This window comes from Variovorax sp. TLI9-5A, from assembly GCF_056867935.1.
In genome coordinates this window covers 5,026,416-5,051,706 of sequence record NZ_CP200310.1, presented here as the reverse complement: position 1 = coordinate 5,051,706, position 25,291 = coordinate 5,026,416, and the positions used below count along the sequence as shown (strand labels likewise).

The 25,291-nt window shown below is 59.7% G+C and carries 23 protein-coding genes; 19 read left to right on the top strand and 4 right to left on the bottom strand.

The window, feature by feature from the left end; all coding sequences use genetic code 11:
• Window positions 1–11 precede the first annotated feature (11 nt).
• The 6 genes from AC1VNX_RS23920 to ntrC all read left to right on the top strand — a co-directional run bounded on the left by AC1VNX_RS23920 (window position 12) and on the right by ntrC (window position 6,702).
• Window positions 12–902, top strand: coding sequence for an EI24 domain-containing protein (locus AC1VNX_RS23920; RefSeq protein ID WP_301512126.1), 891 nt, complete (start codon window positions 12–14; stop codon window positions 900–902).
• Entirely contained in the window at window positions 899–1,699 is an 801-nt protein-coding gene (locus tag AC1VNX_RS23915) for a competence/damage-inducible protein A (RefSeq protein ID WP_483160130.1), read from the top strand. Before AC1VNX_RS23920 ends, AC1VNX_RS23915 begins: the two co-directional genes overlap by 4 nt.
• Window positions 1,700–1,845: 146 nt before the next feature.
• On the top strand, window positions 1,846–3,261 hold the full coding sequence (glnA, locus tag AC1VNX_RS23910) for a type I glutamate--ammonia ligase (protein WP_093199113.1): 1,416 nt from the start codon (window positions 1,846–1,848) through the stop codon (window positions 3,259–3,261).
• Between the two features lie 241 nt (window positions 3,262–3,502).
• On the top strand, window positions 3,503–4,021 hold the full coding sequence (locus AC1VNX_RS23905; protein ID WP_483160127.1) for a hypothetical protein: 519 nt from the start codon (window positions 3,503–3,505) through the stop codon (window positions 4,019–4,021).
• Window positions 4,022–4,029: 8 nt separating this feature from the next.
• On the top strand, window positions 4,030–5,109 hold the full coding sequence (gene glnL / locus AC1VNX_RS23900) for a nitrogen regulation protein NR(II) (RefSeq protein ID WP_483160125.1): 1,080 nt from the start codon (window positions 4,030–4,032) through the stop codon (window positions 5,107–5,109).
• A 27-nt stretch (window positions 5,110–5,136) separates the two neighbouring features.
• Complete coding sequence (ntrC, locus tag AC1VNX_RS23895; RefSeq protein WP_483160122.1) at window positions 5,137–6,702, top strand: nitrogen regulation protein NR(I); 1,566 nt, start codon at window positions 5,137–5,139, stop codon at window positions 6,700–6,702.
• A gap of 48 nt (window positions 6,703–6,750) precedes the next feature.
• Here the strand turns inward: ntrC and AC1VNX_RS23890 are convergent, their stop codons facing one another.
• Both AC1VNX_RS23890 and xth read right to left on the bottom strand, forming a co-directional pair.
• The gene (locus AC1VNX_RS23890; protein ID WP_483160120.1) at window positions 6,751–7,263 is read right to left on the bottom strand and encodes a hypothetical protein; all 513 of its coding nucleotides are present in this window, start codon (window positions 7,261–7,263) and stop codon (window positions 6,751–6,753) included.
• Between the two features lie 4 nt (window positions 7,264–7,267).
• Window positions 7,268–8,053 carry an exodeoxyribonuclease III gene (xth, locus tag AC1VNX_RS23885; protein ID WP_483160118.1) on the bottom strand — a complete coding sequence of 262 codons (786 nt, stop codon included), beginning with the start codon at window positions 8,051–8,053 and terminating at the stop codon, window positions 7,268–7,270.
• Window positions 8,054–8,668: 615 nt separating this feature from the next.
• Here xth and AC1VNX_RS23880 point away from each other — a divergent pair.
• Window positions 8,669–9,040, top strand: coding sequence for a type I restriction endonuclease subunit M (locus tag AC1VNX_RS23880; protein WP_483160116.1), 372 nt, complete (start codon window positions 8,669–8,671; stop codon window positions 9,038–9,040).
• Window positions 9,041–9,072: 32 nt separating this feature from the next.
• On the opposite strand, the gene AC1VNX_RS23875 is transcribed toward AC1VNX_RS23880, so the two are convergent.
• On the bottom strand, window positions 9,073–9,336 hold the full coding sequence (locus tag AC1VNX_RS23875; protein WP_483160114.1) for a helix-turn-helix domain-containing protein: 264 nt from the start codon (window positions 9,334–9,336) through the stop codon (window positions 9,073–9,075).
• Window positions 9,337–9,597: 261 nt separating this feature from the next.
• On the opposite strand from AC1VNX_RS23875, the gene AC1VNX_RS23870 reads away from it, so the two are divergent.
• From AC1VNX_RS23870 to AC1VNX_RS23860, 3 genes are all read left to right on the top strand, one after another.
• Complete coding sequence (locus AC1VNX_RS23870) at window positions 9,598–10,944, top strand: hypothetical protein (protein WP_483160113.1); 1,347 nt, start codon at window positions 9,598–9,600, stop codon at window positions 10,942–10,944.
• A 186-nt stretch (window positions 10,945–11,130) separates the two neighbouring features.
• A complete protein-coding gene (locus AC1VNX_RS23865; RefSeq protein WP_483160111.1) occupies window positions 11,131–12,036 on the top strand; it encodes a hypothetical protein in 906 nt (301 codons plus the stop codon).
• Between the two features lie 16 nt (window positions 12,037–12,052).
• A complete protein-coding gene (locus tag AC1VNX_RS23860; RefSeq protein WP_483160109.1) occupies window positions 12,053–13,180 on the top strand; it encodes a site-specific integrase in 1,128 nt (375 codons plus the stop codon).
• 132 nt (window positions 13,181–13,312) lie between these two features.
• Here the strand turns inward: AC1VNX_RS23860 and AC1VNX_RS23855 are convergent, their stop codons facing one another.
• Window positions 13,313–13,615 (bottom strand): hypothetical protein, encoded by a 303-nt coding sequence (locus AC1VNX_RS23855; RefSeq protein WP_483160106.1) that lies wholly within the window; start codon window positions 13,613–13,615, stop codon window positions 13,313–13,315.
• A 15-nt stretch (window positions 13,616–13,630) separates the two neighbouring features.
• On the opposite strand from AC1VNX_RS23855, the gene AC1VNX_RS23850 reads away from it, so the two are divergent.
• The 9 genes from AC1VNX_RS23850 to AC1VNX_RS23810 all read left to right on the top strand — a co-directional run bounded on the left by AC1VNX_RS23850 (window position 13,631) and on the right by AC1VNX_RS23810 (window position 25,289).
• Window positions 13,631–13,879: a hypothetical protein gene (locus AC1VNX_RS23850; protein WP_483160104.1), complete on the top strand. Its 249-nt coding sequence runs from the start codon at window positions 13,631–13,633 to the stop codon at window positions 13,877–13,879.
• A gap of 66 nt (window positions 13,880–13,945) precedes the next feature.
• Window positions 13,946–15,106 (top strand): DNA cytosine methyltransferase, encoded by a 1,161-nt coding sequence (locus AC1VNX_RS23845; RefSeq protein WP_483160102.1) that lies wholly within the window; start codon window positions 13,946–13,948, stop codon window positions 15,104–15,106.
• Window positions 15,106–16,065, top strand: a complete 960-nt coding sequence (locus tag AC1VNX_RS23840; RefSeq protein WP_483160100.1) for an Eco29kI family restriction endonuclease — start codon at window positions 15,106–15,108, stop codon at window positions 16,063–16,065. The genes AC1VNX_RS23845 and AC1VNX_RS23840 overlap by 1 nt, the downstream gene beginning before the upstream one ends.
• Window positions 16,001–16,510, top strand: a complete 510-nt coding sequence (locus tag AC1VNX_RS23835; RefSeq protein WP_483160098.1) for a very short patch repair endonuclease — start codon at window positions 16,001–16,003, stop codon at window positions 16,508–16,510. Before AC1VNX_RS23840 ends, AC1VNX_RS23835 begins: the two co-directional genes overlap by 65 nt.
• 49 nt (window positions 16,511–16,559) lie before the next feature.
• Window positions 16,560–18,914: an ATP-binding protein gene (locus AC1VNX_RS23830; RefSeq protein WP_483160096.1), complete on the top strand. Its 2,355-nt coding sequence runs from the start codon at window positions 16,560–16,562 to the stop codon at window positions 18,912–18,914.
• Window position 18,915: 1 nt separating this feature from the next.
• Window positions 18,916–20,589 carry a DEAD/DEAH box helicase family protein gene (locus AC1VNX_RS23825; protein WP_483160094.1) on the top strand — a complete coding sequence of 558 codons (1,674 nt, stop codon included), beginning with the start codon at window positions 18,916–18,918 and terminating at the stop codon, window positions 20,587–20,589.
• Complete coding sequence (locus tag AC1VNX_RS23820) at window positions 20,586–21,125, top strand: hypothetical protein (protein ID WP_483160092.1); 540 nt, start codon at window positions 20,586–20,588, stop codon at window positions 21,123–21,125. Before AC1VNX_RS23825 ends, AC1VNX_RS23820 begins: the two co-directional genes overlap by 4 nt.
• 1 nt (window position 21,126) lies before the next feature.
• Complete coding sequence (locus AC1VNX_RS23815; RefSeq protein ID WP_483160090.1) at window positions 21,127–22,224, top strand: PIN-like domain-containing protein; 1,098 nt, start codon at window positions 21,127–21,129, stop codon at window positions 22,222–22,224.
• Between the two features lie 668 nt (window positions 22,225–22,892).
• A complete protein-coding gene (locus tag AC1VNX_RS23810; RefSeq protein ID WP_483160088.1) occupies window positions 22,893–25,289 on the top strand; it encodes a hypothetical protein in 2,397 nt (798 codons plus the stop codon).
• Window positions 25,290–25,291 lie beyond the last annotated feature (2 nt).

The window sequence follows — 25,291 nt, the reverse complement described above, 5'->3', positions numbered from 1 at the left end:
CTCGCTGCCTCATGCGCCTGCTCCTCGACTCCTTCTGGCGCGCGGTCGCCTACTGCATGCTGCCGCGCGTGATCGTGCTGTCGTTGCTCCCGCTGGGGCTGATGATCGTGCTGGCCGCGGCGCTGGGCTACTTCTACTGGGACGCAGCCGTGGCCTGGACGCGCGGCGCGCTCGACGCCTGGCCGCTGCTGTCGAGCTTCTGGGCCTGGATCGGCCGTCTTTTCTCCGGCGACATCACTTCCGCGCTGGCATCGCTGGTCGTGGTGTTCGCCGCCACGCCGGTGATCGTGGTGATCTGCCTGCTGATCGTCGCCGGCTTCATGGCGCCCGCGCTGACCAGGCTGGTGAGCGAGCGGCGTTTTCCGGGGCTCGAGCAGAAGAAGGGCGCTTCGTTCTTCGGCAGCGTGGCGCGCTCCCTCGGCGCCACCGTGCTGGCGGTGATCGCGCTGGTGGTGTCGATGCCGCTGTGGCTCATTCCGCCGCTGGTGCTGATACTGCCGCCGCTGATCTGGGGCTGGCTCACCTACCGCGTGATGAGCTTCGACGCGCTGGCTGAGCACGCCAGCCCCGAGGAACGTGCCGCGCTCATCCGCGCGCACCGGGTGCCGCTGCTGTGCATCGGCGTGCTCTGCGGCTACCTTGGTGCCGCGCCCAGCATCGTCTGGGCTTCGGGCCTGCTGTTCGCCGCCGCCTTCTTCGTGCTGGTGCCGATCGCCATCTGGATCTACACACTGGTTTTCGCCTTCTCGGCGCTCTGGTTCGCCCACTATTGCCTCGACGCGCTCGCGCAGCTGCGTGCCCGCCGCGCCGCGGCGGAGGCATCGCTCGCAGGCGGCGCGCCCGCCGCCATCGAGGCCGACGAAGCTAGCAAGGCCGCTCTTTCCCAATGGGGTTCTCCATGACTCGCACATTCGGTCTCATCGTCGTCGGCGACGAGATCCTCTCCGGCAAGCGTGCCGACAAGCACATGGCCAAGGTCATCGAGCTGCTCGCCGCGCGCGGCCTGCAGCTCGGCTGGGCCGAATACGTGGGCGACGAGCCCGGGCGCATCACCGCGGCGCTGCAGCGCGCCTTCGCTTCGGGCGACGTCGTCTTCTCGACCGGCGGCATTGGCGCCACGCCCGACGATCACACCCGCCAGTGCGCGGCCAAGGCGCTCGGCGTGCCGCTGGCGCTGCACCCAGAGGCCGAGCTGCTGATCCGCGAGCGCATGCAGGACACCGCGCGCGAGCAGGGCCTGCCCTATGAGCCCGACCGGGCTGACAATGTGCACCGGCTCAACATGGGCGTGTTTCCGCAGGGCGCCACGCTCATCTACAACCCCTACAACAAGATCCCGGGCTTCAGCGTGGGCGACGTGCATTTCGTGCCAGGTTTCCCCGTCATGGCCTGGCCGATGATCGAATCGGTGCTCGACGGCCGCTACGCCGGGCTGTTCGCCAGCAACGCCGTCGCCGAGAAGTCCGTGATCGTTTTCGGTGCCATGGAGGCCACGCTGACACCGCTCATGGAAGCCATCGAGGCCACCCACGCCGGCATCAAGGTTTTCAGCCTGCCCAGCGTCGACCACCCCACGTACGGCCGGCATATCGAGCTGGGCGTCAAGGGCGAGCCCGGCCGGCTCGATGCCGCCTACGCCCAGCTGATCGAAGGCCTGCACACTTTTGACGCCAAGCTTGGCCCTGAATTGGTGCGATAAAAATCAATGCACCAAAATAGTGATTTTCCGCCTTCATTTGGGTTTCGCGGCGGCCACGGAAGCCTCATCCGATGAGGTGACAATGGCACAGAAACTGCATCCCACGTCCCTGTATTCCTAACCACCATCCAACTCAGGAGAAACTGATGGCAAAGACCGTCGCCGATGTACTCAAGCTCGTCAAGGAAAACGAGGTCAAGTTCGTCGACTTCCGCTTCACCGATACCCGCGGCAAAGAGCAGCACGTGACCGTGCCGGTCTCGGCTTTCGACGAAGACAAATTCACCTCGGGCCACGCATTCGACGGCTCGTCCATCGCCGGCTGGAAGGGGATCGAAGCTTCGGACATGCAGCTCATGCCCGACCCGAACACCGCCAACATCGACCCCTTCTTCGAAGAAACGACGCTGATCCTGACCTGCGACGTGATCGACCCCGCCGACGGCAAGGCCTATGAGCGCGATCCGCGTTCGCTCGCCAAGCGCGCAGAGGCCTACATGAAGGCATCGGGCCTGGGCGACACCGCCTACTTCGGTCCGGAACCCGAATTCTTCGTCTTCGACGGCGTGCGCTGGAAGAACGACATGTCGGGCTGCTTCGTGAAGATCGAATCCGAAGAAGCCTCGTGGAACACCGACAAGGAGTTCGAGCACGGCAACACCGGCCACCGTCCGGCAGTCAAGGGCGGCTACTTCCCGGTTCCCCCGGTCGACAGCTTCCAGGACATGCGCTCGGAAATGTGCCTGGTGCTCGAATCGCTCGGCATCCCGGTCGAAGTGCATCACCATGAAGTGGCCAACGCCGGCCAGATGGAACTCGGCACCAAGTTCAGCACGCTGGTGCAGCGCGCCGACTGGGTCCAGCTGCAGAAGTACGTGATCCACAACGTGGCCCACGCCTACGGCAAGACCGCCACCTTCATGCCCAAGCCCATCGTCGGCGACAACGGCTCCGGCATGCACGTGCACCAGTCGGTCTGGAAGGACGGCAAGAACCTGTTCGCCGGCGACGGCTACGCAGGCCTCTCGGACTTCGCCCTGCACTACATCGGCGGCATCATCAAGCACGCACGTGCCCTGAACGCCATCACGAACCCCGGCACCAACAGCTACAAGCGCCTGGTGCCCGGCTTCGAAGCCCCGGTGAAGCTGGCCTACTCGGCCAAGAATCGCTCGGCCTCGATCCGCATCCCGTTCGTGGCCAACCCGAAGGGCCGCCGCGTCGAAGCGCGCTTCCCCGATCCGCTGATGAACCCGTACCTGGGCTTCGCCGCGCTGCTGATGGCCGGCCTGGACGGCGTGGAAAACAAGATCCATCCGGGCGAAGCCGCCAGCAAGGACCTGTACCACCTGCCGCCGGAAGAAGACGCGCTGATCCCGACCGTCTGCCACAGCCTCGACCAGGCCCTGGAATATCTGGACAAGGACCGTGCGTTCCTGACCAAGGGCGGCGTGTTCACCGATGCCTACATCGACGCTTACATCGAACTGAAGATGCAGGAAGTCACGCGCTTCCGCATGGCGACCCATCCGGTCGAGTTCGACATGTACTACTCGTTGTAATTGGTTCGCCCCCAGGCTGCGCGCACTTCGTGTCGCTTCGCCAACCCCCTTCCGGGGGGCGATACCTGCGGCCCGGCGAAGCCGGTTCCGCGGTATCCCCGAAGGGGCCCGGGGCGGGTGTAAGCCTGATGGATTACGAAGGACGGCTGGGCCGTCCTTTTTTGTTGGGGGGAACATCTGGTCACTATTCGCGTCGAATTGCACGAAAATGCATTCCTGTTGCCGCCCTCCACCGATACACATGAAGACTGCTTCCCTCATTTTCCTGGCTGGTTCATTGGTCGCGTTGTCGGCGCTCGCGCAGGAGCGCGTCTGGCGTTGCGGCAACGAGTACACGAACAACGCCACCATCGCGCAGCAGAAGGGCTGCAAGATCATGGAAGGCGGCAACGTCACCGTCGTGCAGGGCACGAAGACTTCGGGCGGCGGCTCCGCTTCTTCTTCGTCGGGCGGTTCGTCCGCGGCGCGTTCGCCGGCAGGTAGCCCGCGCGTTGAAGGCGTGGACCAGCGTGCCCGTGACGGCGAGGCGCGCTCGGTGCTCGAGGCCGAGCTGAAGAAGGCCGAGGCGCGGCAGGCCGAGCTGCAGAAGGAATACAACAACGGCGAGCCCGAGAAGCAGGGCAGCGAAGGGCGCAACTACCAGAAGTACCTGGACCGCGTCGCCGAGATGAAGGCCGAGCTGGCGCGCAACGAGAGCGACATCGCCGGCATCCGCCGCGAGATCGGTCGCCTGCCGGCCAAGCAGCCGAACCAGCAGTAGTCGTCGCCATGGTGTTCGGGAAGAAGGCGGCCGGCGCCAATTCGCGCTTCCAGTCCTTCGACCTGTTGTCCACGCTGATCGCGGTGGTCGACAGCAAGGGCTCGGTGCTGTTCGCCAATGCAGGACTCGAGGACGCGCTGGGCACCTCGCGCCGCACGCTCGAAGGCTCGCAGTTCGGCGCGTGCTTTCACGAGCCGCAGGTGCTGCGCACGGCCATCGACGGCGTGAGCAGCAACGACTTCGCCACGCTGCGCTACGAAGCCTTCCTGCGCCGCGTCAACCACGAGCTGATGCCGGTGCAGGTCTCGCTCGCGCAGGGCGAGAAGAAGGGCGAGCTCGTCATCGAGATGTCGCCGCTGGAGCAGCAGGTGCGGCAGGACCGCGAGGAGCGGCTCATCGACCAGGCGCAGGCGAACAAGGAGCTCATCCGCAACCTCGCGCACGAGATCAAGAACCCGCTGGGCGGCATCCGCGGTGCGGCGCAGCTGTTGCAGATGGAAGTCGAGTCGCGCGACCTCATCGAATACACCCAGGTCATCATCCACGAGGCCGACCGGCTGCAGACGCTGGTCGACCGGCTGCTGGCGCCGCACCGCCGGCCGCATGTGGTGGGCGACGTCAACATCCATGAAGTCTGCGAGCGCGTGCGCTCGGTCATCCTTGCCGAGTTTCCGCGCGACCTGCACATCGAGCGCGACTTCGACGTTTCCATTCCCGAGTTCCGCGGCGATCGCGAGCAGCTCATCCAGGCCACGCTGAACATCGCGCACAACGCGGCGCAGGCGCTGGCGGAGCGCCGCGCGGCCGGTGACGCGCAGATCACTTTCAAGACGCGGGTGGCCCGTCAGGTGATCTTCAACAAGCAGTGGTATCGACTGGCACTGGAATTGCATGTAATCGACAATGGACCGGGTGTGCCGGACACGATCAAGGACCGCATCTTCTACCCGCTCGTATCGGGCAGGGAAGGCGGGACCGGGCTGGGATTGACGCTCGCACAGACTTTTGTGCAACAGCATCACGGCGTGATCGAGTGCGACAGCGTCCCGGGCCGAACCGATTTCAAGATATTGATACCGCTGCCCTAGCGCAGCCACCGGCAACAGAGGAGATGCATGAAGCCGATCTGGATAGTTGATGACGACCAATCGATTCGCTTCGTGCTCGAGAAGGCTCTGCTGCGCGAAGACCTGCCCACGCGCAGCTTCACCAACACGCGCGAAGTTCTGGCGGCACTCGAGCAGGCCGCCGACGACGACCAACTGGCGCCCCAGGTCCTGGTGAGCGATATCCGCATGCCCGGCGGTTCCGGGCTCGACCTGCTCGACAAGATCAAGGCGCTGCATCCGGGCCTGCCGGTCATCATCATGACGGCGTTCTCCGACCTCGACAGCGCCGTCTCGGCCTTCCAGGGCGGCGCCTTCGAATACCTGCCCAAGCCCTTCGACCTGCCGCGCGCGGTCGAGCTCATCCGCCGTGCCGTCGATGAAAGCCAGCGCGAGGAAGTGGCCGAAGAGCGCATGGTCGCCGCGCCCGAGATGCTCGGCCAGGCGCCCGCCATGCAGGACGTGTTCCGCGCCATCGGCCGGCTCTCGCAGAGCAACGTCACGGTGCTCATCACCGGCGAGTCGGGCTCGGGCAAGGAACTGGTGGCGCGCGCGCTGCACAAGCACTCGCCGCGCGCCAACGGCCCCTTCGTGGCCATCAATACCGCCGCTATCCCCAAGGACCTGCTGGAGAGCGAACTCTTCGGCCACGAGCGCGGCGCCTTCACTGGCGCGCAGACCATGCGCCGCGGCCGCTTCGAGCAGGCCGAGGGCGGCACGCTCTTCCTCGACGAAATCGGCGACATGCCCTTCGACCTGCAGACGCGGCTGCTGCGCGTGCTGAGCGACGGTCATTTCTACCGCGTCGGCGGCCACAACTCGGTGAAGGCCAACGTGCGCGTCATCGCGGCGACCCACCAGGACCTGGAGCAGCGCGTCAAGCTCGGCGGTTTCCGCGAAGACTTGTTCCACCGCCTCAACGTGATCCGCCTGCGCCTGCCCGCATTGCGCGAGCGCGGCGAGGACGTGCCCGCGCTCACGCGCCACTTCCTGCAGGTGAGCGCGCGCCAGCTCGGCGTCGAGCCCAAGCGCATCTCAGATGCGGCGCTCGCCAAGCTGGCGGCCTTCAACTTCCCCGGCAACGTGCGCCAGCTGGAGAACATCTGCCACTGGCTCACGGTGATGGCGCCGGCCCAGCTGATCGAGGCGAAGGACCTTCCGCCGGAAGTGATGATGGCGAGCGCGGGCGCGGGTGGTGCTGGCGCCGAAGCGCATGCCGTGGCCGAGGCGCCGGTCGTTGCGTCGACGCCCATCGCAGCACAGCTTGCGCCGTCACTGCCGGTTGCAGGCGGCGAGGCGGTGCCCTCCGTACATGCCGTTTCCGAACACGCCGAGGCTCATGCTCCCGCAGCGAGTACCGTCAGCAGCTGGGAAGGCGGCCTGGAAGCCGAGGCCCAGGCCCTGCTGGCAGCCGGCCGCACCGACGTGTGGGACGTGCTCTCGCGCCGCTTCGAGTCCAGGCTGATCCTCACCGCGCTGGCCAACACGCGCGGCCGCCGCATCGAGGCCGCGCAGAAGCTGGGTATCGGGCGCAACACCATCACCCGGAAGATCCAGGAACTCGGCATCGAATGAAAAAGGCCCTTCAGGGCCTTTTTTCTTTTCCGTCTCTCCCGGTCTCTTTCAGCGGCTTCTCTGCCCCTGGGTCAGCGAGTCGATCTGGAACTTGTCGCTGCGGTCCCAGAGCCAGGTGTCCACGTAGGTGTGGCCTCCGAGCTTGCCCGGGTTGGGCAGGGGAGACGCGGCCTTGATCATCTCCGCGATCATCGGCGCCACTTCCGGCGCGTGGCTCGGCGTGCGGCTGAAGGTGACGTTGACCACCTTGCCCGTCGCGTCGATGTCGGTCTCCACCACCACCACCGCATACACCAGCGGCGGCAGCTTGCCCTTGTAGATGCGGCTCGCGTACTTGTTGTAGATGTGGCGCGCGCCGATCTTGCGGTAGGTGCGCACCGCGGGCGTCTGCGCGGTGATGAGCCGCACCGTCGGCACTTCGCGACCGTCCGTGGCGGTTTCGCCGGCGGGTGGGCTCGCGGTGCCCTTGTCGCCTTCCGCGGCCTTGTCGGCAGGCTTCAGCAGCGAGCAGGCCGAGAGCATCAGCGCGACGGCTATCAGCGCCAGTTTGCGCGCGGCCATGGCCTCAGGCACCCTGGTCCAGGTCGAGCACCACCGGCGCGTGGTCGCTGGGCTTTTCCCACTTGCGCGGCACGCGGTCGATGACGCAGCCCTTCACGTGCGGCACCAGCGGCTCGCTCACCAGGATGTGGTCGATGCGCAGGCCGCGGTTCTTCTGGTAGCCCAGCATGCGGTAGTCCCACCACGAGTAGCTCTTCTCGGGCTGCTCGAACATGCGGAAGCTGTCTTTCAGGCCCAGGTCGAGCAGCGCCTTGAAGTGGTTGCGCTCTTCGGTCGTGTGATGGATCGTTTCCTTCAGGCCTACGGGGTCGAAGCTGTCGCGGTCCTCGGGCGTGATGTTGAAGTCGCCCAGCAGCACGAGGTTCGGGTTGGCCGCCAGTTCCTGCCGCAGCGCGTCGCGCAGGGCGTCGAGCCACTTCATCTTGTATTCGAACTTGTCCGTGCCTGGCGCCTGGCCGTTGACGAAGTAGCCGTTGACCACGCGCAGCGGGCCCGAGGGCGTTTCCACCGTGGCCGCGATCACTCGCGACTGGTCGTCGCTGAAGCCGGTGATGTTCTTCACCACGTCGCGCACCGGAGCGAGGCTCAGGATCGCGACGCCGTTGTAGGTCTTCTGGCCGAACACCGCGGCCTCGTAGCCGGCCGACTTGAGCACGTCGAGCGGGAATTTGTCATCCGTCATCTTCAGCTCCTGCAGGCACAGCACGTCGACCGGGTTGGCGATGAGCCAGTCGAGCACGTGCTGCAGTCGCGCGGTGAGGGAGTTGACGTTCCAGGTGGCTATTTTCATGAAATTTGCTAAATTATTGTTTTTAAAGGGTTTTATTGGCTTTTTGAAGCTGTATTTTTCGGTGCGTACCCTTCGATATACCCGTTTTTTGAATCGCTGCCCTCGGGGGCTGCGGGTACAGACCTAGCCAGCTTAGCAAAAGCCTGGGCAAACCTCGTAGCAACAGGCAACCAAGCAGCCGAGGCGGCTACTTGCGTGCTTTTGTGGGCACGCCTCTCTGTTGGCTAACCGCATCTCCAGAGGGTGGCAGGTTTGCGTGTCCTGCTTCTTTGGGACGAGCAGTAGTAGAGGGGCGGGGAGGCCAAAAGGCGCTCCAAAAACCCTCCAAAATCGTCCAAAAAAGCGTCAAAAATAGTCCAAAATCAGACAAAAAGTCTGCGTTTGGGCTATAATTTGTTCACGGGCTAGGGGCCTGCCGGCGCAAGCCAGGCAAGCGCCTGCCCGTGTGCAGGCGTCCCGCCTGTAGCCCTCGATGGCCGCCAAGCCAGCGCTTTTGCCGCTGGTTCTGGCGGCCATTTTTGTTTCGTTCCCCGCGCCTTTTCCTGACCGCTGCGCCTGGCCTTTTTGAGGCCGGTGCGGCTGCCGCATGGGCGCTTCTTTCCCATGGAGATACAAATGAAGGACTTTCTGAGCCGCTTTCTCAAGCCCGGCAGCTCACCGCGCTTTGCGCTGGGCCGCGTTGTTGCTACGCCTGGTGCGCTGGCGCTTCTGCACGTCACCAACAGCAACCCGTTCGCTCTGTTGGCCCGGCATGTCACAGGCGACTGGGGCGAAATCGATCCTGAGGACGTGCAGACTAACGAGGATGCCGTGGTGAACGGTTTTCGGTTGCTGTCGGTCTACCGACTGCCTTTGCAGTCGGCCCCCCAGGAGGTAGGCAATTCGGCACGCTCTCCCTCGCGCTTCCAGACGGGGGACGATCGTATTTGGTTGATCACTGAGGCAGATCGAAGTGTGACCACGCTCTTGTTGCCTGAGGAGTACTAACTATGGCTGGGCAACTTGAGCGGAGTGGAGACTTATCGCATCTTGCGTCGCGAGGACGGGGATGGGCGGGCCGTCGACCTCGGTGCTCTTGTGAGGGTTGCATCAAATCCGCGCTGTTCTGCCAAGTTTGGGTCGAGCAACTCATGAGCAGGGATTTTCAACGCTTGGGCAATCAGCTCGATGTTGTCGATCGAGATGTTTCGGATGCCTTGCTCAAGGCTCCCGATAAAGGTTCGGTCCAGCCCGGACTCAAACGCCAGTCGTTCTTGAGACAGTTCCGTGGCGATGCGGGCCATCCGTACATTGCGGGCGAACAGCGATCGAAGAGAAGTGCGCGGGGACTTCTTGGAGGACGGGCTTGGCATCCAACCGATGGTTGGAAAAAGATGTGTTTGAAACCACGGTGTTTGAATATCATTATGAAATTCCTGAAATTGTCTGACCGGCGAGCCCGCAACCATAGCTTCGCCCAAAAAAGATACTTAAACACATCATTTAAAGCTGCTCGCTCTTCGACAAGGCGAGCTACTGCTATCGGAAAGTAAAGGAGAAAACCTATGGTCAAAACATTACGCGCGCGTCTCTGCCGTTGGTCTTGCGCCAGTGTGCTGTCCGCTTCTGTGATCCTCGCAGGCTGCGGCCCTGAAGCACCTGCTTGCAACGACGCCGAGGTCACCAACTCGCTGCTCGAGATGGTTCACCAGGCTCACGATGACCATCTCAAGGACCTGCAGGTCAAGAGCAAGGACATCGCCACCATCGCGCTGGAAGCGCCCGGCGTGACCGCCTACGACGACAAGCTCAAAATCCGAAGCTGCAAGGTCACCTTCACCGTGCAAGCGTCCGCCGACAAGGTGCAGGCCATGAACCAGTACATGGCAGCCATGACCAACCCGATCGCCAGCGCGCTCGACTCTCTCAACCCCTTTGCTGCGCTGACCAACCCACAGGGCACACCGCTGCAGAGGGCTAAGGGGGAGGTGGCCCAGTTCCAGAGCTGGAATCGTGGCCCCCAGGCGTCGTCCGATCCAATCCGCAAGTCGTTGACCTACCAGGTGCAGAAGGAGGAGGGCAAGTCCAGCTTCTTTGTCTCCACCAACGTCAACGTCTCCGGCACGGTGCCGTACATGCGCGTCCTCGTCCTGGCGGATGCCTTCACCAAGGAGCAGGCCAAGCGCCAGGCCAAGGAGGCCGAGGCCAGCGCTAAGAAGCAGGCTGAGATCGACCGCCTGTCCGCCACCGGCAAGTGGCGCAAGGTGGTGTACATCCTGGACTGGCGCGAGCCGGACAACGCCAAGGGAAGCTGCTTCGACCGAGGCTTGATTTGCTTTCGAGGTCGTGACAGCTTGAACGACTCGGACGCCGTTCACTACCAACTCGATGCCAGCAAGGTCGATGCGGTAGGTCGCAATGCATTCAGCGCGGCGTACCGGGGCAATCAGCCCGTGTGCCTGGTGGGGGTTCAGAAGACACAGAATCCGGGTGTCTTCAGCGCCAGGGGCTATTCGACCTTCCGCAACGAAAAGGGTGAGGCGGTGGACTGCCTGCCGGGCGAGGAGAACAAGGACTGGGCGGCGCTGGTAGCCCAAACCAAGAAGCAGGAGGCGGCAGCGGCAGGGCAGGGCACGCCCGCGGCCCCTGGTGTGACGTCCTCTCCCACCACAACCTCAGCCCCCGAGAACCTCATGTCGCTGATCACCAAGTACGAACCCTGCGGGGAAGAGGCGGTGTGCCTGCACACCGGCAAGGGCAACATCGTCTGGATGCAGGCCGAGCAGATGCGGCGCATGGACTACGCCTTGCTCGATCGAGCGATCACCAGCAGGACCCCGGTGTGCCTGCGTGCGGTAAGTCGCACCGACGCCAAGAACTTCACCGCCGATAGCCTGGACAGCCAGTGCTGAAGCGCAAGCCCATGACGTAGCCATCTACGTCCCGACCACAGCCCCTTGCAAAGGCGCCGTGCTGGCCATCAGGCCGGTCCGGCGCCTTTGCTGTTTCTTCTTTCCCTTCTTTTTCTGTTTCCTCTCTCGTTTCTCTTCACTTTTTTGTGCCGTGTGTCCTCGCGCGCGGTGCCATAGGTCATCCCCATGAACGTTCTTCACACGCCCGCCGACAGCGGGCCGAGCGCCGCCGTGCGCTTGATTGGCATCGGGCGGACTGGACGCCAGTTTGTCCAGCGCTTTCACGCCCACATTGACACGCCGCCCCACACCCCGCTGGCTGATCTGCTGAGGCAGCGACCGGCCTTCATCGAGGTCGATGAGAACCAGGATGCCAAGGGTGCGCCCAACAGCGATGCCGTTCTCTCAGCCAGCCAGGTAGACCTCACAGACACCTGCATCCTGTGCCTGGCCTTCGGCTTCAACCTCAAGCCTGCGGAGATCGAAGCGGCCATGTGCCTCATCTGGCGCATGTGGGACCAGGATGCTCACGTCATCGGGATCGTCCTCGGGGCGCACAACCACCCGCCGCCGCACGCTGATTCGATGCTCGGCATCCTGTGCGACTCGATCGATGCACGCATCGACATCGCAGATGCCAATGTCCCGGCTGAACTGGCGCCTCTTCAGTGGTTCTATGTGGCGCTGCAACGCAGCGTGCTTGCGGGCCTTTCCATCCTGGAGGCGGCCTGGGACCACTCGGATGTCGTCGAAACCTTGGACCTCGGCCACGTGCAGCTGGAACTCTTCGCGCAGGCGTTGGACGAGCCCGCCCAGTTGGATGCGGCGATGGTGCAAGTGCTGGAGGAATTCCGGCACCGCGGGGTCTGGCTGGAGCAGGCGCTGGGCGCGGTGTTGGTTCTGTGGGCTCCATCGGAGTACCAGCTCACCGTGCGGGTGGTGCGTAGCCTAGGACGCAGCCTGGGCGAGGCATTGGGGGAGGGCGCCTTGCACCTGACCATCCGGCTGCGCAGCCGGCCCAGTTTAGGGGACCAGACCGCTTATCTAACAGTGGTGGTGAGTAGCCCGAGAACTCGTTCCGACTCGCTGTAGACCGCAGACCACGGCCATGGGCAAGCTTATGGCAACAAACCCCTCAACGCCCGCTGATGCGGGCGTTGTTCATTTTCAAGACCCAACCAGCGTCAACTCATCCGCGAGCAACACCATGAAGAAGCGTCGCATCAAGTCATCGACAGGCGTATCCACTGCGCACAGATCATCCGGGCCTTCTAGATTGGCTACGGCAAGAAAGCCCAGTCCCACCAAGCCCGGCAAGCGGCCTCCTCAGTTCAAGCACTATCTTGTCAGCGCCGTGGCCGACAGTACCCGGCGCGCCTATGCCGGTGACCTGCGGCACTTCCGAGATTGGGGCGGAAGAATCCCGGCGACACCGGCCATGGTGGCCAGATACCTGGCGGCCTACGCCGGCAAGGTCAAGCCGAGCACGTTAAACCGGCGCTTGGCTGCGATCGCCAGTGCGCACACTGCCCTGGGCAAGCCATCGCCCACGCGTTCGGAGTTGGTGCAGACCACCATGCGTGGGATACGGCGCGTACATGGCTCGGCACAAAAGCAAGCCAAGCCCCTGAGCCTGGATATGTTGCGTCTGCTCGCCAAGCCGCAGCGCCACCTAGACCCGCTGCGAGACCTGAGGGACAGAGCCTTGCTGGTGGTGGGCTTTGCGGGAGGGTTCAGGAGGTCGGAGCTGGCGAGGCTGAAGCTCGAAGACCTCGCGTTCGATGCCCAAGGCGTGACGGTGACCTTGGTGCGATCGAAGACGGATCAGCAGGGCAAGGGCAGGGTAGTGGCGCTGCCGCATGGGCCAGGGCGGATGTGCCCGGTCAAGCTGCTGAAGGCGTGGATCCTGCGGCTGCGCGGGCTGTGTAAGGAGGAGGCAATGGACAAACTGCCGTTGTTCAGGAGGGTGGATCGGTATGGAAGGCCTGGGCGCGGGCTAAGCGGTGCAGCGGTCGGCGGCGTGATGCGGCGGCGCATGCGCGACTGCGGAATCGATCCAAGCGGGTTTTCAGCGCACAGTCTGCGCGCTGGGCTGGTCACTGCGGCTGCGAGGGCTGGTGTGCCGACGTGGGCTATCCAGCGGCAGACCGGCCATCGTTCCGAGAGCACTGTGCATCGCTACATCAGAGGACTTTCGCCATTCGAGCGGAATGCATTTGGATCAATCGAGGCCTGAAAATCGCGGCTCGTGGTTCGATTCCGCCCTAGCCACCCTCTTTCTTTCCCAGTAGATCCGAAGTCAGCTCAAAAATCCCTGTACATCAAGGGCTTAGCCTGAAAGGCGGCTCAAGCGGCATCACCGGAGGCGCTACGTGACAGGGAATATTTGCAGGCGGACGGGTGCGGTCTTTGGCTTCGCGTGCGGCCGGCGGTGACGCTTGCGGCCGCGCGTAGGATGGCGCGCGCCGAAACGGATAAGCGCATCGACGGCGTTGATCCGCGTGAGGCGCGGCGCATCGAGGTAGAGCGCGATCGCGCCGCGCGCCTCAATACTGTGAGCTGACCGGTCGAGCCTGCCTTCTCGAGCAGACGCCTTGCCGATTTCATACGCGCAACGAAAATACTGTATTAAAATACAGTATGCAGAGCGGATACACATCTGTGTATCCATCTGCTAGCATGCCTCATGTCTTCAAAGGATGTCGGGATTCGTATTCGCGTGGAGAAGGAGCTTCGCGACGCGTTTCAAGGCGCGTGTGTCGCTGAAAACAGGCACGCCTCCGATGTTCTGCGGGAGTTCATGAGGTCGTTCGCTGAGCGCAATAGCGGCGGCAAGCAATCGAGCTTGTTCGCCACCAATGCTCCGAAGGAACCCATGAGAGTCGAGGTCACTCGCATCCAAACTCCGGGCGCGGGTAAGAGCAAAAGAACATGAATATCCACTGCAAACATTCTCTGTTCGCCTTCTGCGGCCCAGAGATCATCAAGAACGGACATACCCATGCATAGCATCGAGTTGTTCAGCGGTTGCGGCGGACTGGCCCTGGGTCTTTCGCGGTCCGGCTTCCATCATGAGTTCATGGCGGAGTGGAACGAAGAAGCGGTCGCGACGGTTCACCACAATCAACGTCGGCGTATTCAACACGTCCGCGACTGGCCGCTCGAACGAGCGGATGTACGCGACATCGACTGGCGCCGCTTCGCCGGGCGACTCGATCTGGTGGCGGGAGGTCCCCCTTGCCAGCCGTTCTCGATTGGAGGTAAGCATCAGGGGCAAGATGACGCGCGCGACATGTGGCCGGAGGCGATTCGGGCTGTTCGCGAGACGCAGCCTAGGGCCTTTCTTTTCGAGAATGTGCGAGGTCTCACGCGGGAGGCATTCGCGGAATACCTAGGCTGGATCGTTGCTCATTTAAGCCATCCCGAGGTGCCGCGGCTCGAGGGCGAGGATCATGTCACACATACCGCACGGCTTGGCGCTTTGCGACACGCTCCGACCTACGATGTTCTTGTCGTGCGGGTGAACGCCGCCGACTATGGTGCGCCGCAGAAACGGCATCGCGTCATCATCGCTGGGGTTCGCTCGGATCTGGGCGGTGTGCTGTCTCCCCCTGTTCCGACTCATTCGCGCGAGCGGTTGCTTTGGGATCAGTGGGTTACTGGGGAGTACTGGGCTCGACATGGGATGCGACAACCGAACGACGATCAAATCGCTCCGTCTGATCTCGCGACGGTCAATAGGCTTCGTGCTCGTGATGAGGCTCCGAAAGAAGCCGCATGGGTGACCGTGCGTGACGCGTTGCGTGGTCTCGACGAACCCAATGGGAAGATCAACCATGTCCTTCAGGATGGGGCGCGTGTCTACCCGGGTCATACGGGTAGCCCTCTCGATCAGCCGGCTAAGGCGTTGAAGGCTGGCGACCATGGCGTGCCTGGTGGTGAAAACATGATGGTTCGTGATGATGGCTCGGTGCGTTACTTCACCATCAGAGAGGCCGCCCGTCTTCAAGGACTGCCGGACACCTATCATTTCCCACGTTCGTGGACGGAGAGCATGAGACAACTTGGCAATGCCGTACCGGCGCAGTTGGCTGAAGCCATCGGCAAATGGCTTGCTCGAATTTTGGCCGATACCGACGGCCAACAACGGATCGCCGCGTGATGGCGACAAGGCCTCGAAGACCCGAGCAAGCCGTCATCGGCGAAATTCGCGAGCGATTCGATCAACTGAGATCGTTGTTGCCATCTTTGTCGCGGCCAGCCGCGACGAGGGCGGTGGCGGAGTTGCTTGCGCTCTCGGGTGAAATTGAGGCCACGCGGGCGGGGCTGGACCCTATCAAGGAGCCCGGCGCGTCATTCGATCCCACGAATCCTGATACTGCGGGACGCCTCGTCGCCCTCGCATTGATGGCGCAGGAACGCGTACCGATTGAGCGAATCGCGCGGACCTATGGATCCGGGGTTTACGCGATCTATTACAACGGTGATCATCCCGCCTACAGGGCAGTGTCCAGGACCGAGACTCCCATCTATGTAGGGAAGGCGGATCCCAAACAGGCGGATGCCCGGTCCGCGCGGGAACAAGGGCCGCAGCTTTACGGTCGGCTTGCTGACCACAGGCGAATGATTCGTACGGTAGGAGACTACGCAGTCCGATCTCAACTGCTTGACCCCTTACGGGTCGAAGATTTTGAATGCCGTCGCTTGGTATGTGCGACGAATGCGCAATTGGTCGCGGAGCGGCATCTGATCGGTATGTTCAAGCCGATCTGGAACAATGAGGTCGGAATTTGCTGGGGGATCAGCAAGCATGGGGACTCGGCGAAAACCCGTGCCAACAAGAGATCTCCATGGGATGTGATGCATCCCGGTCGCGCGTGGGCCATGTCGGAAGTCTTGGAGGACAAGATGTCTCCAACTTTCATTGTCCAGAGGATTGGCCAGCACTTCGCCGAGAACCCACCATACAAGAGCAGGGGGCGGATCATTCGTGACTTTCTTTCCGCCTTCGCGCAGAACGCCGCCATGACGCCCGGTGAGGAGGTGGCGGACGACGATGCTGTCGCGCTGGCGATGGAGGCGCAAGACAATGCCCACCCGGGCCTTTTCGCCACCGACTGATCCGGCTCGATCAGCGCAAATGGCGCTTGTGCGCTCGCGCGACACCAAGCCTGAGATGCGTGTTCGTCGCGCATTGCATGCTGCGGGGCTTCGCTATCTACTTCACGATCGCCGTTTGCCAGGCTCTCCGGACTTGGTGTTTCCTTCGCGAGGGGTGGCGTTGTTCGTTCACGGCTGCTTCTGGCATCGCCACGCTGGGTGCGCGGCGACGCGATTGCCCAAATCTCGATTGGAGTTCTGGGAGCCGAAGCTGACGGCGAATGTCGCGCGAGATGAGCGGCAGCGAGAGGCGCTCCAAGCCCTCGGGTGGACCGTGCTGGTGATATGGGAGTGCGAGACAAGGGATCCGGGCTCGCTCGCTACCTTGACCCAAAAGATTCTCTCCATGAAATCAAGTGACTCCAAGCGAGCCTTGTCAGCTCGTAAGCGGAAACGCGTGAGGTAATGGCTTCTTCGTAGAGAATCGATGTCAATCCATAGGAGGGAGTTCATCCATGTCGCAGGATCTTGATCTCACGCCGGACCCACGCGTGCTTCAAATGCTGGGCGAGATCAATCTTCAGCAATGGCGTTGCCTGGCGGAGCTGATTGACAACGGCATGGACGGTTTCCTGCACGCGACTCGGGCGGGGAGCCAGGTCGACAATCCCGAGATTTCGGTGTCGATCCCAACGGTGGACACGGAGTCGAGTCAGGTCGTGGTGAGGGACAACGGTCCGGGGATGTCCCTCGAAACTCTCGAAAAAGCGGTCCGCGCGGGATGGACGGGGAACGATCCCTTGTCGAATCTTGGCCTGTTCGGAATGGGCTTCAATATCGCGACCGCCCGTCTTGGCCTCGTCACGGAGGTTTGGACGACGCGCGCGGGTGATCCGGAATGGGTAGGCGTTCGCATTGACCTGCACGCCTTGCGAACGACGCAAAGCTTCAAGGTGCCTCGGCAGACCAAAGCGAAGCGGGAGCACGCCGAGCATGGAACCCAAATCATCATCTCGCGGCTCAAGCCCGATCAACGCGCCTACCTGGCTCGAGCCAACAATCTCAAGACCATCCGAAAGCAATTGGCGCGAACCTACTCGGCGTTGCTGCAGAACTCGGAGGCCGGCAGGATCCGGCTCTCGGTCAATAACACGCGGATCAACGCTCAGCGACACTGCGTTTGGGATGAGCAGCGCTCCGTCGAGTTGCCTGATGGCACGATTGTCCACGCGGTGGAAAGACTCGACTTGTCCTTGGCTCCTCGCCGATATTGCAAGCACTGCATGCGCACACTGAGCCGAGACGAAGAAGCATGTCCCACAAATAGTCCACAATGCGAAGTCATCGAGACGCCTCGGCGCCTGCGCGGCTGGATCGGATTGCAGAGGTATCTTGACAAGACCGAGTTTGGCATCGACTTCATTCGCAACGGTCGGAAAATCGAGATCGCCAACAAGGATTTGTTTACCTGGAGCGATGGCGAGAATTCGGAGGAGGAGTACCCGATCGATGACCCGCGCAATCGAGGGCGCTTCGTGGGCGAAATTCATCTTGATCACTGCCGAGTGAGCTACACGAAGGATCGGTTCGAGCGCGATGACCCCGCTTGGAACGAGATGGTTCGCTTGGTTCGCGGAGAAGGGCCATTGCGACCTGTGGCGGCGAAGCAGCGTGGATATGACGGCAACCAAAGCCCCCTCTACCGACTGTTCCAGGCTTTCCGCCGCTCCAGCCCACAGGGAAAGAACGGTCTGTGGTCGAGAGTCATGGTCGTCAAGGACAACGATCGCGCGACGCAAATGGCCGAATCCTTCGCCGCTGGCGACGCTGACTATTTGACGGATGAACGTTGGTGGCAATTGGTGGAGGAGCAAGATCGCGAGGCACTTGGAGATCATGGCGGCTCCTCGGATCCAAAGAGCGGGGATTCGGGGATTCCAGAAGGCTTTCTAGGCACAGGCGACAACGTTCCCGAAGGGGATACTCCCTCGAATCGAGATTCAGGAACGCCTGCGGATGTTGAGTCTTCTCCTGAAACTCCGCCAGTGCCTCCGCCGAGGCGGCCGTTGTACGAGCTGACCCGGAAGTACGCTCATCCGACATACAGAGTTGAATACGAAATTCAGGCGTTCGGCGTAGAGGCGGAGGACCCAGAGCTGCCACCCGGTGTGCCGTGGTTGCTTAAACTGGACGATGTCGCGACCAGAACCTACGGATTCCTCGTCGATGTTGGTAACGATGTTTTCCGCTCGACGACGATGACGCCTCTTGACGCGTTGCTGACCGAGTTGTCCTATCGAACCGTTGAGTTCTTGAAAGGGCAACTACCGGATGTGGCCATCGCGAAGGTACTTTCAGACTTTCGCAATCAGTATTGCGTCGACAGTCGCTTGGACCCGAACGAAATCATCGCTCAGGCTACGACCGTCATGGGGGATATCGGCAAAGCGATTTCGCAGCGTCTCTCCGGACAAGGTGCGTCGCTCTTCTTGGAGCTGTCCGATCAAGAGCGCGAATCAATCACCAGTCGAATGGCCGCGCGAGGTGTTACCGATCATCGCTCGATCATCGCGGATGGTCGCTTCTGGGATTACGCGGATGCCCAGTCAGTCAGAGCTTGCTTCACGCGACACCCTGAACTTTTCTTAGATGGAAAATATTGGGAGGACCCCTACGAGACGCTCGATTTCGGTTCGCCCAGGATCACCGAGGAAGCTAAGGAGCGTGTTCGATCGCGTTATGACGCGTATCTCGAGGACGCGGTCTGGCTCACGCACCAAACACCCACCGAGTTGGAGCGCGCGGACAGAGACGCCATCGTTCGCGCAACTTGTTCATTGCGATTGCTGAGGCCGGACCTTTCCGAGTGAGATGAGAGCTCCCTTCCTCGACGGGCGTCGGCTGTTGAAAGGGCCATGGCAGGCATTCGAGAGGGATGTCGCTCGTCTTCTGGTCTCGAATGCTTTCGAGGACGTTCGATTGGTAGGAAGTCCAGCGAGTGGCGGCGCGGACGTTCTCGGCGTGAAGCAGGGCAAGCTATGGGTGATCCGCTGTAAATACGCTACTGCGGGGTCCCCGTCCGCAGCAGTCGTCGACGATGTCGCCGAGGCTGCTCGTTACTATCGGGCCGATCGCATTCTCGTGGCGTCCTCTCGGCCCACCGGGCCGGCCACGCTTGCCGCCATAGGTCGCTGGCGGGCGCTCGGCATGCAGATCGAGATATTGGAACCTGGGGTATTGCTTGAAATGGCTCGCCGCAGCCCCGAGTATCCATCTGCCCGCCGAGAGCCGCGTGACTACCAGAACGAGGCGATTGAAGAGTTCGTGGCCTCCTTGCGAGAAACCGGTCGTGGGCAAGTGGTCTTAGCGACTGGCTTGGGAAAGACCGTGGTGATGGCCGAGGCGCTCGCGCAACTCTATCGTGACGAAGCCGTTCCGCACGGTCGCGCGCTTGTTCTCGCGGGGACCCGGGAGCTCGTTGATCAACTGCAAAGATCATTCTGGGATCAACTGCCTAAATGGATTCCGACGCACCGACTTGTTGGAGGGGAAGTCCCGTCCTTCTGGGATGGCATTACGTTCGCTACTGTGCAGAGCGTGGTGTCCAAGCTGGACACTCTCCCAAACTTCGGCGTGCTGTTGATCGACGAGGCGCATCATGTGGGGTCGGACACGTTCAAGCGGGTCACCGACCAGTTTTCGGACGCGTTGATCGGCGGAGCCACCGCGACGCCTTGGCGTGGCGATGGCTATGACATCGACGCGCTGTTGGGACCACCCGTGGTTCGTATTGGTATCGCCGAAGGATTGCGCCGTGGGTTTCTTTGCGAGGCGGACTATCGATTGCTTGCGGACAACATCGACTGGAAGTTCGTCAAGGCACACTCGCGCAACAGCTACTCGATCGCTCAGCTGAACCGACTTCTTCTTCTACCCACGCGCGATGAGGAAGCTGCGAGAAGTATCCGAGCCGTGTTCGACAGTGAGAAACGACGATCGGCGATCGTGTTCTGTTCGACGGTTCTTCATGCAAAGAGTTTTGCCGCGATGCTGGGCCTGTTTGGCCTGCGGTCCGAATCGATCACTGGTGATATGCCCCCGCGGGAGCGTGATCGCGTGATGGCCGCGTTCAGGAAGGGCAATCTTGACGTGGTGACGACGAGGGATCTGTTCAATGAGGGAGTTGATGTCCCGGACGTGGACATGATTGCATTCATGCGCGTGACTCACAGTCGCAGAATCTTCGTGCAGCAATTGGGGCGGGGGCTGCGTGTGAGTCCGCGGAAGTCCAAGGTCGTCGTTCTTGATTTCGTGAGCGATCTCCGACGAATCTCGGAGGTAATTGAGTTGGAAAAGGCAGCTCGTGGAGATGTCGAACGCCTGCGATTGCCCGGAGTTATTCAGTTCCGAGATGAGAGCGCAGGCAGCTTCATGTTGGATTGGATGAAAGATCAAGCAGATCTGTTCGCGCGTGAAGGTGATGCGCGGCTTGAGCTGCCGGCTTTCGATTTCCCTCTGTCGCCGCCGCCAGGAAATGTTCAATGACAATGCAGATTCCAGATGAGATCCGAGACGATATTCGCACGAAGCTCTGGGCGGAAGCCGATGAGCTCGGATGGTCGAACATATCCGATGTGGATCGTTCAAGCCACTATGAGAGATGGACGCGCTCCGCCGACATCGGTGTTCGGCTGAGCCATTTCATGGACCCCCGCAAGGTCCGAGTCTATATTAAGGATTCCTTACTGAAACCCTACGAGCGCAGGCGATTGTCTTTGACGGAGGGCGACGTTTGGAGGGCCTTGTCCATGGAATCGCGAGCTTTGTCGGTTACTGATAGCTTCATTAAGCCGCATGGGAAAATGCTAGATGATGGTCGCGTGATTTGTTGGGGCAAAAGCCGCGACTGGAAGTTGATTCTTTTCGCGTCCTTTGAGCGGAGCAAGCGCAATAAAGGGGCGAGCCCATTCGCGGTCGTCTTACTTGAGACCGGAAAGACCGTAGGCGCAGTAGAGCGGGAACTCGTGCGTGACGCGGCTCATCGCTTGGGCATCGAGCGACTTGAGTGGCTGGAGGTATGAGATGAGAGCGGATTTTCCGGGTTGGTTTCCGAAGGCGTCTGAAGAGCTGGCGACGCTATGGGAGCGCGCCATCTTTGTTCCTGACACAAACGTCCTCCTGCACTGTCTGCGACACCCCGCGCCAGTGCGAGATGAGCTATTGCGTGTTTTCGAGGTCCTCAAGGAGTCCCTATGGATTCCGTACCAGGTCGGACTCGAGTTTCTTCGAAATCGCCTCGAGGTCGAGTTCGGCGCGCAAGATGCCTATGACCGTCTCATCAAGGATCATGAGGGCGCATTGGGGCAAGCCAAAGAGAAGCTCCGACAACTGCGAGCGCATCCCACGATCGACGTGGAGCGCGAGATCGCAGCTCTGGATATGGCCATGGAGGATTTTCGTAAGCGCATGGCGACTGCTCGCGATAGTCATCCCACCAACGACATAGCCGTTGCGGTGACTCGCCTCACGGGGTTGTTCGCAGGGCGAGTGGGGTCGCGATGGAAGGCCGAGCGCCTTGCGGCAATTAAGAAAGAAGGGGAGGATCGATATGCTCGCAAGATTCCGCCAGGCTACAAGGACGCGAAAAAAGATGCTGGCGAGTTCGATAAGTATGGGGACCTGATCATCTGGAAAGATCTGATCGAGAAGTCTGAGATGGAGAAGCGACCGATCATCTTCATCTCTGATGACGCAAAGGAGGATTGGTGGTGGATATATAGGGGGCGGAAGCTCGGTGCGCGTCCTGAGTTATTGGAGGAATTTCACGAGGCGACGAGGCAAGACTTCCATATCTACGAGTTCGCGCAGTTTCTGCGCATCGCGGCGGAACGCCATCCTGAAATTCAAGGCGGCATAGATCAGATAGAGAAGAGCTTGTTGAGTGACGAGTCTGCGCGCAAGCGCGCAGTTGACATCGCTGATATCAAGGCCCTGCGTGAGAGTATGGTACGCCTTGAGGACGAACGAGACTTCATTATTTCCGCGCTCTCGGGGGCTCCATCTGTTGACGGGGAGAGACCTGTTCTGAATAAGGCGGAGTTGCGGGAGAGGCTCCGTTTGATCGATAGCGAGTTAGAACATGCGATCGAAGTTCTGAATGCTAAAGAAGCATTGAGTTAAAACTCACAGTTTAGTTGAGCTGAATTGCCTATTTTAGAGGAACGAGGGGAAATCAAAAAAAGCCTTGATTCTCAATCTAAGCGATGTAAATCAGCGCATCCGAACTTCCACATTTAAATCCTCTGCCTATTTGTCCGCAATCGTTTGTATGTCGCTTGCTTCGGCTTCAGGAGCGAGGATCATGAGAGTGCTCGGCCTGGTGCTCTAATTTTGCTGTTTTTATACTGAAGAAGCTTCGAGCGAGATATCTGGCACATAGCCGTGTCTCAATTAGCCGCCAACCAATGTTGCGTCGGCGTGGGCTTCTTCTTGTCCCGATATCGCGGGCGGACTAACTAAAAGCAGCTCATTGCTGTGTTTAGTCAAGTGTATCGGCTCGCTTCATCCCCAAAACATGGGATGCCGCGTAACTAACTGCCGCGTACCGTAGCGGTCGCTATGACTTGGCAGTTCCCAGGTGCTCCTTAGGGCGACAAACTGATGCTCAACTGAGCTGACGGGATTACCTCATGTACAGCGCGACGTGTGAGTAAATGAATAAATTATGAATTCAATTCGCTTTGAATTGAGAGATAATTTCCTTGTTTCCAGCTATTTTATGGTTCTCCGAAATCATATGTGGACCCGAACGCAGCTTAAATTATTTTATTTCGACTGAGGAGGATAAGGTGGCAACTGTTGCAGAGCTGTTAGATGCAATTAGAGAAGAGGCAAGGCAGACGAAATTCCCTCAAGCGCAGCAAAGGCTAGAGTCGCTTATCGTTGATCTTGGTCCTGTTCAGGTGGAAAAGTGGCTGCCGAATATTGAGGCGGCAATTTCTCTTTTTGTGAAAAAGCGCCAAAAGTCACTTGTCTCGACTCTCGATAGGGTGCGTCAAAAAGCTAGAGCTGAAAATGCGGAAGGTGCGAGTTCTCCGGCTGAGATTAAAATTGAAGTTGACAATTTTTTATTGAGCTTGGAGTCCGAGCTGGACGATCTCTCAGTTCACCATATATTTCAGTGGCCGACATATTACCGCGAATGGGTGGGGGCGACAACCGATAAGCTCATCGCAATGAATAGTGCAACAAGGCAGGTGGCACTGAGTAGCTTTCAAAGCAGTATTCTCTTTCACACGACTCACGTATTTGAGAAAGGCTTTCAATTTAAGGTTCACGAGCAAAACCGTGCGGAAGAAGCGGCTCACGCCACAGCTTTATCAGGAGTGCAGCGTTTCGCTGATCTTGTGATTGAAAATTACTCGGGCGGGGCTATTAAAGAAAAAAGTAGAAATCGCCGAGTCGCTCTGCGCCAAGTTGCATCGCGCATGCTGACCGGGATTTTTTGTGGGTTTATTAGATGTCAACTTCATGCGAAAACTGGAGCGCAATTGCTGGCCGCGAATCGCGTCCGCTGGATCCACTATCTTGCCTTTATTGATGCGGAAGGGATTTCGAGTCTGGCGGCGGAAATGGGGGCGGGTTCAATTTCGATCATGCTGAGTCGCCTGATTAGGCCCATGGCTTGCGCTTTGGATAATTGTGTGCAAATGGAGTCCGCATCGATGCCATTGCCACAATTGAGTCAATATTTCCATGAAAGAAGGCGACTAGAAGTACTCGTAGTTTCATCGAGCGCTATAAAAAACTCGACCAAAGGTGAGATTTTTGCGATTTTGGACTCTGAAACTCCTCCTTTGTCGGATCTTAAAGAGGCAGAGGCCCGGGAAATTTGCTTGATCATCTGCGGATTGAAACCTGATGTTGCTATGTCAGCTCAGGCGGAGAGAATGCAGGAGAAAATTGTCGATACAAATGAAGGAAATCAGAGCGCTTCACAATTCGAGCAACGGGCGTCCGCAATTCTTTCCGGGGCTTTGAGCAAGCAATCGCAATCCCATGAAGACGCAGTGCTCGAACATAATTTCGCACGAACCTTTCCGCTCAACAATCCATTTCAATCTAGATATTTTCATGTTGTAAGAAAATCTGTTCGTAACCTACTGCAAGATATTGAAGGCAGAAACGGCGTACGGCTTTGGTGCAGCGCCAGGCGAAGTGGAAAAACAACTGCCTGCAATGACCTTAGCGGCTCGCTTGCGTCCTCAGAAACTGTTTTCCAAACATGTGAAGTTCTTCGCGAGGAGGACGTATCGGGAAGACTCTATGGATTTCTCTTAAAGCACTTAGATACTGGGGCTCCAATACCATCGGGATTCTTGGTTGACATAATTGAAGAAATACGACAGGGATCTGCTATTGCTAGTAAGACTGTTCTAGTGATCGATGAATACGAGACTTTATTTGGTCGGCTACAAGGCGCTGTTAATCACAATCCAGATCTCAAGTATACGATCGCGTTTCCTCTTTTGGATCAGCTTGTGGCCTTTGCAAAAGAAAATATGGTAATTCTAGTGGGCCAGCAGCCTAACGCTCATTATGTTTTTATGGATCAAAACAAGCTCAGCGCCTATGTGACTCAGGATTCATTTCCCCTCTTTGATCATCAAGCTGAATCGACAACTGGGGAGTTCATTGAGTTGCTTACAAAAGTACTGCCAGATAGATTCGGATTTACGGCAAATTTTGCGGATGATTTGTTTGGAGAAACCCGGGGTCACCCCTATCTCACTGTGAATACGGTCGTATCGCTGGTTGAGTGGTTGATGATGAAAAAGGCAAAAGCTGCTGATATCAGATTTGATCGGTCTCTTTTAAGAAATTATTTTTCCGAGGAGTTGTTGTCGGAAAAAATCGCACTGAATACGGAATACCAGTTTTTTCTCGAAGCTGCGGCTGATGCTATGAGTGAACAGGGGAAAAGATCAAATCCTTGGCTCTGGTGTATTTATCGTGCGATGCGTATGTTTGTCAATGAATTCGGTGCTCGTGGACATTGCGCAACATCGGAATTTTCGGAGTGCTATAGCAAGCTTGGACTTCATAAGCAAGGCGTTGCAGCTCTTGATTTATTGCGCACTGGCGACGACGCAAACTTCTTTCACATTGACGTGCATAACCATGTACGGGTCGGAATTCCCGTGCTTGCCCGGATCGCAGCTGCCGCTAGCCCGAGGATAAACTGATT